The 12,701-nt window shown below is 66.1% G+C and carries 14 protein-coding genes; 9 read left to right on the forward strand and 5 right to left on the reverse strand.

Features of this window, described 5'->3' with window-relative positions; all coding sequences use genetic code 11:
- Positions 1 to 128 precede the first annotated feature (128 nt).
- The 3 genes from ACOQFS_RS20140 to ACOQFS_RS20150 all read right to left on the reverse strand — a co-directional run bounded on the left by ACOQFS_RS20140 (position 129) and on the right by ACOQFS_RS20150 (position 2,959).
- Entirely contained in the window at positions 129 to 1,316 is a 1,188-nt protein-coding gene (locus tag ACOQFS_RS20140; RefSeq protein ID WP_421564586.1) for a vWA domain-containing protein, read from the reverse strand.
- A gap of 18 nt (positions 1,317 to 1,334) precedes the next feature.
- Positions 1,335 to 1,937, reverse strand: coding sequence for a GNAT family N-acetyltransferase (locus ACOQFS_RS20145; protein ID WP_421564587.1), 603 nt, complete (start codon positions 1,935 to 1,937; stop codon positions 1,335 to 1,337).
- A gap of 167 nt (positions 1,938 to 2,104) precedes the next feature.
- Positions 2,105 to 2,959, reverse strand: a complete 855-nt coding sequence (locus ACOQFS_RS20150; RefSeq protein ID WP_421564588.1) for an AAA family ATPase — start codon at positions 2,957 to 2,959, stop codon at positions 2,105 to 2,107.
- Between the two features lie 105 nt (positions 2,960 to 3,064).
- On the opposite strand from ACOQFS_RS20150, the gene ACOQFS_RS20155 reads away from it, so the two are divergent.
- Positions 3,065 to 3,727 carry a c-type cytochrome gene (locus tag ACOQFS_RS20155; protein ID WP_421564589.1) on the forward strand — a complete coding sequence of 221 codons (663 nt, stop codon included), beginning with the start codon at positions 3,065 to 3,067 and terminating at the stop codon, positions 3,725 to 3,727.
- A 163-nt stretch (positions 3,728 to 3,890) separates the two neighbouring features.
- On the opposite strand, the gene ACOQFS_RS20160 is transcribed toward ACOQFS_RS20155, so the two are convergent.
- Positions 3,891 to 4,325, reverse strand: a complete 435-nt coding sequence (locus tag ACOQFS_RS20160; protein ID WP_421564590.1) for a DUF1841 family protein — start codon at positions 4,323 to 4,325, stop codon at positions 3,891 to 3,893.
- 255 nt (positions 4,326 to 4,580) lie between these two features.
- Here ACOQFS_RS20160 and ACOQFS_RS20165 point away from each other — a divergent pair, with 255 nt between their 5' ends.
- The 6 genes from ACOQFS_RS20165 to ACOQFS_RS20190 all read left to right on the forward strand — a co-directional run bounded on the left by ACOQFS_RS20165 (position 4,581) and on the right by ACOQFS_RS20190 (position 10,263).
- Positions 4,581 to 4,802 (forward strand): hypothetical protein, encoded by a 222-nt coding sequence (locus ACOQFS_RS20165; RefSeq protein ID WP_421564591.1) that lies wholly within the window; start codon positions 4,581 to 4,583, stop codon positions 4,800 to 4,802.
- 109 nt (positions 4,803 to 4,911) lie between these two features.
- The gene (locus ACOQFS_RS20170) at positions 4,912 to 5,580 is read left to right on the forward strand and encodes a response regulator (protein WP_421564592.1); all 669 of its coding nucleotides are present in this window, start codon (positions 4,912 to 4,914) and stop codon (positions 5,578 to 5,580) included.
- Positions 5,577 to 7,052, forward strand: coding sequence for a sensor histidine kinase (locus ACOQFS_RS20175; RefSeq protein ID WP_421564593.1), 1,476 nt, complete (start codon positions 5,577 to 5,579; stop codon positions 7,050 to 7,052). Before ACOQFS_RS20170 ends, ACOQFS_RS20175 begins: the two co-directional genes overlap by 4 nt.
- Before the next feature lie 134 nt (positions 7,053 to 7,186).
- The gene (locus ACOQFS_RS20180; protein ID WP_421564594.1) at positions 7,187 to 8,179 is read left to right on the forward strand and encodes a Bug family tripartite tricarboxylate transporter substrate binding protein; all 993 of its coding nucleotides are present in this window, start codon (positions 7,187 to 7,189) and stop codon (positions 8,177 to 8,179) included.
- Between the two features lie 91 nt (positions 8,180 to 8,270).
- On the forward strand, positions 8,271 to 8,744 hold the full coding sequence (locus ACOQFS_RS20185) for a tripartite tricarboxylate transporter TctB family protein (RefSeq protein ID WP_421564595.1): 474 nt from the start codon (positions 8,271 to 8,273) through the stop codon (positions 8,742 to 8,744).
- Between the two features lies 1 nt (position 8,745).
- Positions 8,746 to 10,263 carry a tripartite tricarboxylate transporter permease gene (locus ACOQFS_RS20190; RefSeq protein WP_421564596.1) on the forward strand — a complete coding sequence of 506 codons (1,518 nt, stop codon included), beginning with the start codon at positions 8,746 to 8,748 and terminating at the stop codon, positions 10,261 to 10,263.
- Between the two features lie 75 nt (positions 10,264 to 10,338).
- Here the strand turns inward: ACOQFS_RS20190 and ACOQFS_RS20195 are convergent, their stop codons facing one another.
- Positions 10,339 to 11,151, reverse strand: coding sequence for an IclR family transcriptional regulator domain-containing protein (locus tag ACOQFS_RS20195; RefSeq protein WP_421564597.1), 813 nt, complete (start codon positions 11,149 to 11,151; stop codon positions 10,339 to 10,341).
- Between the two features lie 100 nt (positions 11,152 to 11,251).
- On the opposite strand from ACOQFS_RS20195, the gene ACOQFS_RS20200 reads away from it, so the two are divergent.
- Both ACOQFS_RS20200 and ACOQFS_RS20205 read left to right on the forward strand, forming a co-directional pair.
- Positions 11,252 to 11,953, forward strand: a complete 702-nt coding sequence (locus ACOQFS_RS20200) for a 3-oxoacid CoA-transferase subunit A (protein ID WP_421564598.1) — start codon at positions 11,252 to 11,254, stop codon at positions 11,951 to 11,953.
- A gap of 7 nt (positions 11,954 to 11,960) precedes the next feature.
- Positions 11,961 to 12,647, forward strand: a complete 687-nt coding sequence (locus ACOQFS_RS20205) for a 3-oxoacid CoA-transferase subunit B (RefSeq protein ID WP_421564599.1) — start codon at positions 11,961 to 11,963, stop codon at positions 12,645 to 12,647.
- Positions 12,648 to 12,701 lie beyond the last annotated feature (54 nt).

Here is a 12,701-nt window from a genome sequence, read left to right on the forward strand (position 1 = left end):
GCGCGCTAACCTGGGATTGTGGGGTGCTACCGATGCGCCTTCTGCCGCGAGGGCTTCTGGTCACTATGCCCTGAAACCACGCCTGTTCTTGTCGGACAGTGCCCCGCATTGCGGGCCCGCAGTGCAGCCTACTTGGACAGCAGCCGCATGGTCTCTTCAAGCCCCTTGAGCGACAGCGGATACATGCGGTTGCCCAGCAGCTGCTGGATGATGCTGATGCTCTGGCGGTACTGCCACACGCCCTGGGGCTCGGGGTTGATCCACGCGTGCTTGGGAAAGGCGTGCGTGAGCCGCTGGATCCATTCCGCGCCGGGCTCTTCGTTGTTGTATTCCACGCTGCCGCCGGGCTGCAGGATCTCGTAGGGGCTCATGGTGGCGTCGCCCACGAAGATGAGTTTGTAGTCCTTGTTGTACTTGCGGATGATGTCCCAGGTCGGGAACTTCTCGGCAAAGCGGCGGCGGTTGTTCTTCCACATGTAGTCGTACACGCAGTTGTGGAAGTAATAGAACTCCAGGTGCTTGAACTCCGTCTTCACGGCGCTGAAGAGTTCCTCCACGCGCTGGATGTGCTCGTCCATGGTGCCGCCCACGTCCATCAGCAGCAGCACCTTCACGTTGTTGTGCCGCTCCGGCACCATCTTGATGTCGAGGTAGCCCGCGTTGGCCGCGGTGCTGCGGATGGTGTCGGGCAGGTCCAGCTCCAGGTCGTGCCCTTCGCGCGCAAACTTGCGCAGGCGGCGCAGCGCCACCTTGATGTTGCGCGTGCCCAGCTCCTGCTGGTCGTCATAGTCCTTGTACGCGCGCTGCTCCCACACCTTCACCGCACTCTTGTTCTTGCCCGCGCCGCCAATGCGCACGCCCTGCGGGTTGTAGCCGCCGTGGCCGAAGGGGCTGGTGCCGCCGGTGCCGATCCACTTGTTGCCGCCCTCGTGGCGCTCTTTCTGTTCTTCGAGGCGCTTCTTCAGCGTCTCCATCAGCTCGTCCCAGCCCATCTTCTCGATGGCGGCCTTCTGCTCGGGCGTGAGTTCGTTCTCCAGGATCTTGCGCAGCCAGTCGGCCGGGATCTCCTTGGTGAAATCGGCCACCATCTCCACGCCCTTGAAGTACGCGCCGAACGCCCGGTCGAACTTGTCGTAGTGCTTCTCGTCCTTGACCAGCGTGAGGCGCGAGAGGCTGTAGAAATCGTCCAGGCTCCATGCGTCGTCCGACTTGGGGCCCACCACGCCAGCCTGCAGCGCCTCCAGCAGCGTGAGGTATTCCTTCACGGACACCGGCAGCTTGGCCGAACGCAGGGTGTAGAAGAAGTCGATGAGCATGATATTGGCCTCCAGCGCTTACTGTGTAAGCGTTCGCCGCTCTAAAAGATATAGCAACTGTGCTTTGGCCTCGGGCCATTCGCCTGCGCGCATGCTGTACATCACCGTGTCGCGGATGGTGCCGTCGCGCCGCAGCGCGTGGCCGCGGATCACGCCGTCCTTCTTGGCGCCCAGGCGCTCGATGGCGCGTTGCGAGGCAAAGTTGTAGTTGTCGGTGCGCCAGCCCACCACATGGCAGCCCAGCGTGTCGAACGCGTGGCCCATCATCAACAGCTTGGCCGTGGTGTTGACGTGCGTGCGCTGCACGCTCTGGCGGTACCAGGTGTAGCCGATCTCCACGCGCTTCACGGCAGGCAGGATGTCGTGGAAGCTGGTGGAGCCCAGCACCGTCCCCGTGGCGTCGTCCACCACGGCGAAGGCAAAGCGGTTGCCATCGGCGCGCATCTTGAGCGCGTCCTCGATGTACTTGCGGGTGTTCTCGGGCTCGGGCACCGAGGTGATGCGCAGGGTCCACAGCTCGCCATCGGCGGCGGCCGTACGCAGCCCGTCTTCGTGCGACAGCGCCAGGGGCTCCAGCCGCACGCCTCGGCAGCTGAGGGTGATGGGCTCGACAAAATTCATATCCAGCAATCCATGAGCGATTTCGATACCTGCGATGCGTCAAAAGGGCGCGGACCTGACCAGGGCTCCTGCGCAAGGGCCGCCCCGCCGCGCTAGGAGCGTCCCCCTTCCCGAATGGCGCAGCCGTTCGAGAGAAGGGGGAAGGCGCGACGCGCCTCAGGGGGATGTCATCTATTTCTTTGGTTCATGAAGACGAGCTTTTCAAACAGGCTCACATCCTGTTCGTTCTTCAGCAGCGCCCCCACCAGCGGCGGCACGGCCACCTTGTTGTCGGCGCTTTGCAGGGCCGTGAGGGGGATGTCCTCGGCCACCAGCAGCTTGAGCCAGTCGATCAGTTCGCTGGTGGACGGCTTCTTCTTGAGGCCCGGCAGGTTGCGCACGTCATAGAAGGTCTTCATCGCCACGCTGAGCAGCTCGCTCTTGAGCGTGGGGAAGTGCACGTTGATGATCTGCCGCATGGTGTCGGCATCGGGAAACTTGATGAAGTGAAAGAAGCAGCGGCGCAGGAAGGCGTCGGGCAGCTCCTTTTCGTTGTTGGAGGTGATGAACACCAGAGGGCGGTGCTTGGCCTTGATGAGCTCGCGCGTTTCGTAGCAGTAGAACTCCATGCGGTCGATCTCGCGCAGCAGGTCGTTTGGAAACTCGATGTCGGCCTTGTCGATCTCGTCGATCAGGAGCGCCACAGGCCGGTCGGCCGTGAAGGCCTGCCACAGCACACCCTGCACGATGTAGTTGCGGATGTTCTTCACGCGCTCGGCGCTGTCGCCGTCGTTCAGCTGGCTGTCGCGCAGGCGGCTCACCGCGTCGTATTCGTACAGGCCCTGCTGCGCCTTGGTGGTCGACTTGATGTGCCATTGCAGCAGGGGCATGTCGAGCGCCTGGGCCACTTCCTCGGCCAGCATCGTCTTGCCCGTGCCGGGCTCGCCCTTGATCAGCAGCGGCCGTTGCAGCGTGATGGCGGCATTGACGGCGAGCATGAGGTCCTGGGTGGCGACGTAGTTCTGGGAGCCTTGGAATTTCATGGGGGAAAACACCGGATCGTTGATGAATGGGCTTGACAGGCGCTGGCTATAATCGGCGGTTGATCGGAGCCCAGAGCTGAACTTCCACGAGATTGTGCGCGCAAAATGAACAAAACGCTGACCACGCTATTTGCCCTGGCTGTCGCTTCCGTGACCGCTGTCTCCCATGCCCAGGAAGCCAAAGGCGATGTGGAAGCGGGCAAGCAAAAGATCGCCATGTGCATCGGCTGCCACGGCATCCCGGGCTACCAGGCCAGCTTTCCGGAAGTGCACAAGGTGCCCATGATCTCGGGCCAGAGCGGCAAGTACATTGCAGCCGCACTCACCGCCTACCAGAAGGGCGAGCGCAAGCACCCCACCATGCGCGGCATCGCTGAATCGCTCACCGAGCAGGACATCGCCGATGTCTCTGCCTATTACGAACAACACGGCAAGACCAGCGCCGAGCTGGCCGCCAAGCCCAAGCGCGAGCCCAGCGTGCAAGTGGCCGCACTGCTGCAAAAGGGCGCCTGCGTGTCCTGCCATGGCGAGAACTTCGCCAAGCCCATCGACCCGTCGTACCCCAAGATCGCTGGCCAGCACGCAGACTATCTGTTCGTGGCGCTCAAGTCGTACAAGGTCGAGAAGAACAACAACCTGGGCCGCAGCAACGCCATCATGGCCGGCGTCGCCAAGCAGTTCACCAATGCCGAGCTGAAGGCACTGTCGAACTATCTGGGCAGCATCGAAGGCGACCTGCACGTGGTGCCGCAATCGCGCTTCCGCTGAACGACAGCCCCTCGCTCAAAGCACAAAGCCCGCTCACTGCGGGCTTTGTGCTTTGAGGATTCCGGGCTTTGAATGTAAATTGGCGCAAGCGCTTGTCCATCAAGCGCTGATAGCTATAAAAATAATAGCAATCAGGCAGCGTATGGCCTCACACTGAGGTGCGTCAGTCCCGCGTTGCGCGCCGCTGCACGCACGCAATGTACGCGTCGCCGTCGGGTGGGCGGCCGGCGCGCTGGCTCTCCCACAGCATCTCGCCCAGACAGTCCATCGCGGCGTGGTGCGCGTCGTGCAAAGAGTCGAGCCGCGCGGTCAGCAGCTCCACCGCCTGGCGGATGCCACGTGGCTGGTCGATGCTGCACTGCTCGCTGATCGACAGGTGCATCGACAGGTGCAGAAACGGGTTGGTCTGGCCCGGCGCTTCGCCATAGTTGCGCGTGACCGCCGCCTCGGCGTCCGACAGATCGTTGTGGTACTCGGGGTGCTCGGCGATCCACAGGCTGGCCAGGGTTTCGATGGCCTCCATGGGGGCGCCGCTCTGCGTCTTGGCGTGCACGCCGCAGAGGAATCGGCGCACGTCGGCTTGGGAGGGGCTGAACATGGGGCGAGAGCGTAGCACGCAGCCTGTGGCGCAGTGCGTGTGGGGTCGGGGGCGGCCGCAGGCCGCCTTCGCAAATTCAGCGGGCACGCTACGCAGCGCTGCGGCGGCGTCCTACGCCGCAGCCCAAGGCGCCCGTCTACAGTGGCGTGGCGCAACGACGAGGGCCGGGTTCTTTGCGCAACGCAACTTCCATCCAATCATTTTTATCCACGTCCTCCCGCTCTTGCAGCGGCCCGGTTGTTGGGGAGAACTGTCATGACTGCAATGCGAATCGTAGGTGTCCTGCTGCTGGTGCTGGGCCTGGCGGGCTTCCTCACCGGAGGCTTCAGCTTCACCAAGGACACGACCCAAGCCAAGCTCGGCCCGCTCGAACTCACGGTGAAGGAAAAGGAATCGGTCAACGTGCCCCAGTGGCTCAGCCTGGGCGCCATGGTGCTGGGTGGCGTTGTGCTGGTGCTGGGTTTCCGCCGCAACTAAGCGCTGGACGATTCCTCAAGGCGCCATTTGCGCGCCTGGCGGGAGAGTGAAGAGACGGCACAATGGCCGCTTTTTCACTCTCCCGCTGCATTTTTGCAGCGGCCGTTCCATGCGAATCCTCCTGGCCGAAGATGAGCCCGAACTTGCGACCTGGCTGGTACGCGCCTTGCAACAGGCCGACTTTCAAGTGGACTGGGTGGACGACGGGCGCATGGTGCGCCGCAGCCTCAAGGCCACGCGGTACGACGCGCTGATTCTGGACCTGGGCTTGCCCGGCCTGGGCGGGCACGATGTGCTGGCCGACCTGCGCGACGCGGGCCACACACTGCCCGTGCTCATCCTCACCGCGCGCGATTCGCTGATGGAGCGCGTAAGCACCCTGCACGAAGGGGCCGACGATTTTCTGGCCAAACCCTTTGAGCTGGCCGAGCTCGAAGCGCGTCTGGTCGCGCTGGTGCGGCGCTCGCGCGGGGGAGAACATCCGCGGCTGGCCTGCGGGCCGCTGGCGTACGACCCCGGCACGCGCCAGTTCACGCTCGACCATCAGCCGCTGGCCCTCACGCCGCGTGAGCACGCCGTTCTGCGCGCGCTCATCCAGCGCAGCGGCGAGCCCCTGTCCAAGCAGGAGATCATCGAGCGCGTGTTCAGCGACGAGCAGGACGTGAACCCCGAGGTCACCGAGGTGCTGGTGCACCGGCTGCGCAAGCGGCTGGCGCCGTCCACCGTGCAGATCACCACGCTGCGTGGCCTGGGCTATGTGCTGGAGAACGCGGGGTGATCCGCCACAAAGCCCGCGGCCTGCTGGACCGGCTGCACACGCTCAGCCTGCGGCGCACCCTGCTGCTGGTGTTGCTTCCCGGCTTGCTCGGGCTGGCGGCGGTGGAGCTGTGGCTGACCTGGCGCACGGCGCTGGACGCCGCCAACGCGGCCTACGACCGGTCGCTGCTGGGCGCCATCAAGGCCATGGACGCCAACATCTCCACCGCCAGCGGCGGCCTGGGCGTGGAGCTGCCCTACCGCATGCTGGAGTTCTTCGAACTCACAGCCAGCGGGCGCGTGTACTACCGCGTGGCCACCGAGAACGGGCTGGTGGAAATCGGCAACGCCGACCTGCCCGCGCCCCCGCACGAGCTGGTGACCGAGTGGCCGCAGTTCAGCGACGCCGTGTACTACGACACGCCGGTGCGCATCGGCTCGTACGCGCGCTTCATCGACCCGCCGCTCGCGGGCCAGGTGGGCCCTCAGCGCCTGGTCATCCAGGTGGCAGAAACGCTGGAGTCGCGCCAGGCGTTCACGCGGGTGCTGGTGCTGCAGGCCCTGGCGCGGGATGTGCTGCTGGTGGTGGCGGCCATGGGCGCCATGGTGCTGATCGTGGGCTGGGCGCTGCGGCCGCTGCAGCGGCTGCGCAGCGGCGTGCAGTCGCGCTCGGCGCTGGACCTCACCCCCGTGTCCACCCATGGCATACCGGCCGACGTGCGGCCGCTGGTGGAGGCCATCAACCACCATGTGGAGCGCAACCGACAGCAGGCGCAGGCGCACCGGCAGTTTGTGGACGACGCCTCGCACCAGCTGCGCACACCGCTCACCACGCTGGCCACGCAGGTCAGCTTTGCGCTGCGCGAGACCGACGTGCAGGAGCAGCGGCGCGCGCTGGCAGCCATCAAGCAGCAGCTCGATGAAACCGTGCGCCAGACCAACCAGATGCTGGCCCTGGCGCGCGCCGACAGTGCTGCAGGCACCGAGGCCGCCGCCGAGCCGGTGGACCTGAACGCCCTGGCGCAGGAGGTGGCCCGCAAGTGGTGGAGCGACGCCCGCGAGCGCGGCCTGGACCTGGGCCTGGAGCCTGCGCCGCAGCCCGCCTGGGCCCAGGCGCACGCCGCGCTGCTGAAAGAAGCGCTGTCCAACCTGTTGCACAACGCCCTGCGCTACACGCCGCGCGGCGGGCAGGTGACGGTGAGCGTGCGCACCCAGGCCGACTGTGTGGCGGTGATGGTGGAGGACACGGGTCCTGGCGTGACCGAGGATGAGATGGCGCGGCTGGGTGAGCGGTTCTACCGTGCCAGCGGCGCCCGCCTGCCGGGCACGGGGCTCGGGCTCGCCATCGTCAAATCGGTGGTGGAGCGGCACGGCGGCCAGCTGCGGTTTGCGCCGGGCGCTACCGGGCAGGGCCTCTGCGTGAGCCTCTGTCTGCCGCCGATGGCCGTTGCGGCCCCGGCGATGGCTTCCTCCAAAGCACCGGGTTTACCCTGAAATTCTGGCCGTTTTGCTGAAAGCGGTTTGAAAGTCGCCGCTCGATACAGTGCCTCGCACCGGTCGGCCTGCGTGGACCGCGCAGCCCGTGCAAGGCCTGCCGACCGGACACACACTTTTCAGGAGACGATCCCATGAACCGCAAGTTTTCCTTCCTGTCTTTTGCCCTGCCGCTCGTGCTGGCCTGCGCCGCCACCACCGCTGTGGCCGGCCCGCTGGACAAGCCCGAGTGCGTCGCCCCCGCCAAGCCCGGCGGCGGTTTTGACCTGACCTGCAAGCTCGTGCAGTCGGGCCTCATGGAAGGCAAGCACATCAGCGATGCCATGCGCATCTCGTACATGCCGGGCGGCATCGGCGCGGTGGCCTACAACGCCATCGTGGCGCAGCGCCCGGCCGAGTCCAACACGCTGGTGGCGTTCTCGGGCGGCTCTCTGCTCAACCTGGCGCAGGGCAAGTTTGGCCGCTACAACGAGAACGACGTGCGCTGGCTGGCCGCCATCGGCACGGACTTTGGCGCCGTCGTGGTGGCCGACAAGTCCCCGTTCAAGACCTTGCAGGACCTGATCGCCGCTGTGAAGGCCGACCCCACCAAGGTGGTGTTCGGCGCGGGCGGCACCGTGGGCAGCCAGGACTGGATGAAGGCCGCGCTCACCGCGCGCGCTGCAGGGCTCAACCCCAAATCCATGCGCTTCGTGGCCTTTGAAGGCGGCGGCGAAGCGCTGACCGCGCTGCAGGGCGGCCACGTGCATGTGTATTCGGGCTACGCGTCCGAGGCCGAAGAACAGATCAAGGCCGGCGCCAAGATCCGCGTGCTGGCCGTGATGGCCGACAAGCGCCTCGAAGGCGGCCTGGCCCAGGTGCCCACCGCCAAGGAGCAAGGCCTGGACATCGAATGGCCCATCATCCCCGGCTTCTACGTGGGCCCCAAGGTGAGCGATGCCGACTACAAGGTCTGGCAGGACACCTTCAACCGCATGCTGGCCACGCCCGCCTTTCAAAAGCTGCGCGCGGAGCGCGGCCTGTTCCAGTTCGCCCTCACTGGCGCTGAGCTGGACGCGTACGTGAAAAAGCGTGTGGGCGACTACCGCACGCTGGCCGCCGAGTTCGGCCTGAACGTCAGCAAGTAAACCGTTCCCCCAATCATTCGCGCCGCTTGCCAGCAGCCGCCTGGGCTTTGTGCCCGGGCGCAGCTGCGGCTGCCGCATGAGGAGAAACCACATGAGTGATCGCATTCTGGGCGCCGTGGCCGTGGCCGTGGGCGCCAGCATGGCCTGGGCCGCCCACGGCTACGCGGCCGAGATTTCTTACGAACCGGTGGGGCCGCGTGCCTTTCCACTGCTGCTGTCGGCCTTCATGGTGGCGGCGGGTGCGTGGCTGGTGGTGCGCCCCGGCGCGGCAGCGGCCACGCATTCGCCCGCTGAGGACGCATCGGTCAACCGCTGGCAGCACCTGAAGCCGCTGGCGCTGGCCCTGGCAGCCATCGCCGTGTATGTGGCGCTGTTCCAGTGGCTGGGCTTTCCGCTGGCCACCGCGCTCATGGCACTGCCCGTGGGCATGGCATTTGGCGGCACGTGGCGCCAGTCGCTGGCCGGTGGCGTGGGCCTGGGTGTGGTGCTGTACCTGATGTTCGACAAGCTGCTGGACGTGATCTTGCCCACCGGCCTGCTGGCCTTCATCTTCGGGGGGCGGTGAGATGGATACGCTGCAATACCTCTTCTCCGGCTTTGGTGTGGCGCTCACGCCCGCCAACCTGCTGGTGGCCGCGCTGGGGGCCTTCATCGGCACCGTGGTGGGCATGCTGCCGGGCCTCGGGCCCATCAACGGTGTGGCCATCCTGATGCCGCTGGCGTTTGCGCTCAAGCTGCCGCCCGAGACGGCGCTCATCCTGCTGGCCGCCGTGTACATGGGCTGCGAATACGGCGGCCGCATCTCGTCCATTTTGCTCAACGTGCCCGGCGATGCCGGCGCCATCATGACGGCGCTCGATGGCTACCCCATGGCCCGCAAGGGGCTGGGCGGCGTGGCGCTGTCGATCTCGGCCTGGGCCTCGTTCGTGGGGTCGCTGGTGGCCACGGCGGGCATCGTGCTGTTTGCGCCGCTGCTCGCGCGCTGGGCGCTGGCCTTCGGCCCGGCCGAGTACTTTGCGCTGATGTGTTTTGCGTTCGCGTGCATCACAGGCCTGATGGGCGATGCGCCCATGAAAGCGGTGCTGGCCGCCGTCATCGGCCTGTCGCTGTCCACCGTGGGGCTGGACTCCAACTCGGGCGTATACCGCTTCACCGGCGACAGCGTGCACCTGTCCGACGGCATCCAGTTCATCGTGGTGGTGATCGGCGTGTTCTCGGTCAGCGAGATCCTGCTGATGCTGGAGCAGCACCATCGCAACGAAGGCATCATCCAGGTCACCGGCCGCACGCTGTTCAACGTGAAGGAGCTGCTGCAGACCGGCTGGGGCACGCTGCGCTCGGCCGTGGTGGGCTTTGTGGTGGGCGTGTTGCCCGGTGCGGGCGCCACCATTGCCAGCGCCATGACGTATTCCATGGAGAAGCGCATCGCGGCGGCGGACGGCCGCTTCGGCGAGGGCGACATCCGCGGCGTGACGGCCCCCGAAGCGGCCAACAACGCCTCGGCCGCCGGCTCGTTCGTGCCCATGCTCACGTTGGGCGTGCCTGGCTCGGGCACCACGGCGGTGATGGTGGGCGCGCTGTCGCTCTACAACATCACGCCCGGCCCCGCGCTGTTCACGCAGAACCCCACGCTGGTCTGGGGGCTGATCGCTTCGTTGTTCATCGCCAACGTGATGCTGCTGTTCATCAACATTCCCATGGTGGGCGTGTTCACCCGCGTGCTGCGCCTGCCCAACTGGCTGCTGGTGCCGGGCATTCTGGCCGTGAGCGCGGTGGGTGTGTACTCGGTGCACGCCACCACGTTCGACCTGCTGCTGATGGCCGGCTTTGGCGTGGTGGGTTACCTGCTGCGCAAGCAGGGCGTGCCCATGGCGCCGCTGATCCTGGGCTTTGTGCTGGGCGACATGATGGAGCAGAACCTGCGCCGCGCGCTGTCCATCACCAACGGCGAGCTGGGCATCCTGGTGGAAAGCCCCATCTCCATCGCCCTGTGGATCGGCGCGGCCGCCATGGTGTCGGTGCCGCCCCTGCTGCGCCTGCTGGCGCGCAAGAAGCGCGGCACTGGCGTGGCCGCTGCTGCGTAAGCGGGCGCGGCCAGCCCGCGCGTCATCCGGCAGTCCCTGAGCCCGCCTTGCGCGGGCTTTTTTGGATGGAGCCGATCAGTGCCCCGGCGCACCCATCATGCGCGAGATGATGCGTGCCGCGCGCAGCAGCGCAGGCAGCATCTGCTCGCGCATCAGCGCCTCGCTGGTGCGGTTGGCCTGGCCGCTGATGTTGAGTGCCGCCACCGTGCGGCCCGTGCGGTCGGTGAGCGGCGCGGCGATCGAGATCAGGCCTTCCTCCAGCTCCTGGTTCACCAGGCACCAGCCCTGCGCACGCGCGGTGCGGATGCGCGCTAGCAGCTCGGCCAGGTCCGTCGTGGTGTGTTCGGTGTAGCGCGGCAGCGGCACCGGGGCCAGGCGGGCCTGCAGTTCGTCGTCGGGCAGGGCGGCCAGCAGCACGCGGCCCATGGACGTCCAGGGCGCGGGCAGGCGCGAGCCCACACCCAGGTTGGTGCGCATGATCTTGTGCGTGGGCACGCGCAGCACATAGACGATGTCCAGGCCGTCCAGCACGGCGGCCGATGACGACTCGCGCACCTCTTCCACCAGGTCCTCCATCACCGGCTCGGCCAGGTTCCAGATGGGCAGCGACGAGAGGTACGCAAAGCCCAGGTCCAGGATGCGCGGGCTCAGGCGAAACAGCTTGCCGTCCGTCTCCACATAGCCCAGCGTCTGCAGCGTGAGCAGGATGCGGCGCGCGCCTGCGCGCGTGAGGCCCGTTTGCGCGGCGACCTCGCTCAAGGTCTGTTGCGGCGTGGACGCACTGAACGAGCGGATCACCTCCAGCCCGCGTGCGAACGACTGAACATAGCTGTCGCTGGGTTTGGGGTCGGCGGTGGGGTCTTTGGCGTCGGGGGCTTGGGAATTCATACGTATGCCAACTATAATTCTTTAAGCGAACATTTGTTCTATATGCGAACAAATTTCGAAGAGACAAGAAGCACAGAACCAGTCACAAGAAAGCGTTGCAATGATCAACAAGGTGGTGGACTCGGTGGCCCAGGCCCTGCAGGGGGTGAAGGATGGTGCCACGGTACTCATAGGCGGGTTTGGCACGGCCGGGATTCCGGGCGAACTGATCGACGGGCTGATCGCGCACGGGGCGCGCGACCTCACGGTGGTGAACAACAACGCGGGCAACGCCGACCACGGCCTGGCGGCGCTGCTCAAGGCGGGCCAGGTGCGCAAGATCATCTGCAGCTTTCCGCGCCAGGTGGACAGTTATGTGTTCGACGACCTCTACCGCAGCGGCAAGCTGGAGCTGGAACTCGTGCCCCAGGGCAACCTGGCCGAGCGCCTGCGCGCAGCGGGTGCCGGCATCGGCGCCTTTTTCTGCCCCACGGCCCATGGCACGGAGCTGGCCGCAGGCAAGGAGACGCGCGAGATCAACGGCAAGCACTACGTGCTGGAGTACCCCATCCACGGCGATGTGGCGCTGATCAAGGCCGAGCAGGGCGACCGCTGGGGCAACCTGACCTACCGCATGTCCGCCCGCAACTTCGGCCCCGTCATGGCCACCGCCGCCAAGACCACCATCGCCACCGTGCACGAGGTCGTCACGCTGGGCGCGCTGGACCCGGAAGCCATCGTCACCCCAGGCATCTATGTGACCCACGTCGTCAAGATCGACCGCACGGCCACCCAGGCCGGCGGCTTCAAGAAATCTGCCTGAAATTCGAATGAAATTGGCTTACAGCGCAGAAGGGATAAGCGTGAGCAGCTATCAAAAACGTAGTAAAGACGAGTTGGCAAAACGCGTGGCGCAAGACATCCACGACGGCGCCTACGTCAACCTGGGCATCGGCCAGCCCACCCTGGTGGCCAACCACATCCCGGCGGGCCGCGAGGTCATCCTGCAAAGCGAAAACGGCATCCTGGGCATGGGCCCTGCGCCCGCTGCGGGGTTGGAGGACTACGACCTCATCAACGCGGGCAAGCAGCCCGTCACGCTGCTGCCCGGCGGCGCATACTTTCACCACGCCGACAGTTTCGCGATGATGCGCGGCGGGCACCTCGACATCTGCGTGCTGGGCGCGTTCCAGGTCAGCGCCACCGGCGACCTGGCCAACTGGAGCACGGGCGAGCCCGGTGCCATCCCCGCCGTGGGCGGCGCCATGGACCTGGCCATCGGCGCCAAGCAGACCTGGGTGATGATGGACCTGCTGACCAAGCAGGGCGCCAGCAAGATCGTCACGCAATGCAGCTACCCGCTCACCGGTGTCGCGTGCGTGAAGCGCATCTACACCGATCTGTGCACACTGGCCTGCACGCCCACCGGGCTGCAGCTCATCGACACAGTGCCCGGCCTGTCGCTGGCCGAGCTGGAGCAACTGGTGGGCCTGCCCATCCGTGCTGCAGACGCCTGATGAGTAGTCATCACGCAACCACACCCCGCCCGTACGGGCTGAGCCTGTCGAAGC

It is taken from the genome of Paracidovorax sp. MALMAid1276 (assembly GCF_049198005.1).
Taxonomy (GTDB): Bacteria; Pseudomonadota; Gammaproteobacteria; order Burkholderiales; family Burkholderiaceae_C; genus Acidovorax.

What these genes read in the sequence shown, in the direction of transcription:
- ACOQFS_RS20140 (WP_421564586.1), bottom strand. Translation starts at nt 1,316, where the DNA reads ATGCTCATCGACTTCTTCTACACCCTGCGTTCGGCCAAGCTGCCGGTG.
- ACOQFS_RS20145 (WP_421564587.1), bottom strand. Translation starts at nt 1,937, where the DNA reads ATGAATTTTGTCGAGCCCATCACCCTCAGCTGCCGAGGCGTGCGGCTG.
- ACOQFS_RS20150 (WP_421564588.1), bottom strand. Translation starts at nt 2,959, where the DNA reads ATGAAATTCCAAGGCTCCCAGAACTACGTCGCCACCCAGGACCTCATG.
- ACOQFS_RS20155 (WP_421564589.1), top strand. Translation starts at nt 3,065, where the DNA reads ATGAACAAAACGCTGACCACGCTATTTGCCCTGGCTGTCGCTTCCGTG.
- ACOQFS_RS20160 (WP_421564590.1), bottom strand. Translation starts at nt 4,325, where the DNA reads ATGTTCAGCCCCTCCCAAGCCGACGTGCGCCGATTCCTCTGCGGCGTG.
- ACOQFS_RS20165 (WP_421564591.1), top strand. Translation starts at nt 4,581, where the DNA reads ATGACTGCAATGCGAATCGTAGGTGTCCTGCTGCTGGTGCTGGGCCTG.
- ACOQFS_RS20170 (WP_421564592.1), top strand. Translation starts at nt 4,912, where the DNA reads ATGCGAATCCTCCTGGCCGAAGATGAGCCCGAACTTGCGACCTGGCTG.
- ACOQFS_RS20180 (WP_421564594.1), top strand. Translation starts at nt 7,187, where the DNA reads ATGAACCGCAAGTTTTCCTTCCTGTCTTTTGCCCTGCCGCTCGTGCTG.
- ACOQFS_RS20185 (WP_421564595.1), top strand. Translation starts at nt 8,271, where the DNA reads ATGAGTGATCGCATTCTGGGCGCCGTGGCCGTGGCCGTGGGCGCCAGC.
- ACOQFS_RS20190 (WP_421564596.1), top strand. Translation starts at nt 8,746, where the DNA reads ATGGATACGCTGCAATACCTCTTCTCCGGCTTTGGTGTGGCGCTCACG.
- ACOQFS_RS20195 (WP_421564597.1), bottom strand. Translation starts at nt 11,151, where the DNA reads ATGAATTCCCAAGCCCCCGACGCCAAAGACCCCACCGCCGACCCCAAA.
- ACOQFS_RS20200 (WP_421564598.1), top strand. Translation starts at nt 11,252, where the DNA reads ATGATCAACAAGGTGGTGGACTCGGTGGCCCAGGCCCTGCAGGGGGTG.
- ACOQFS_RS20205 (WP_421564599.1), top strand. Translation starts at nt 11,961, where the DNA reads ATGAAATTGGCTTACAGCGCAGAAGGGATAAGCGTGAGCAGCTATCAA.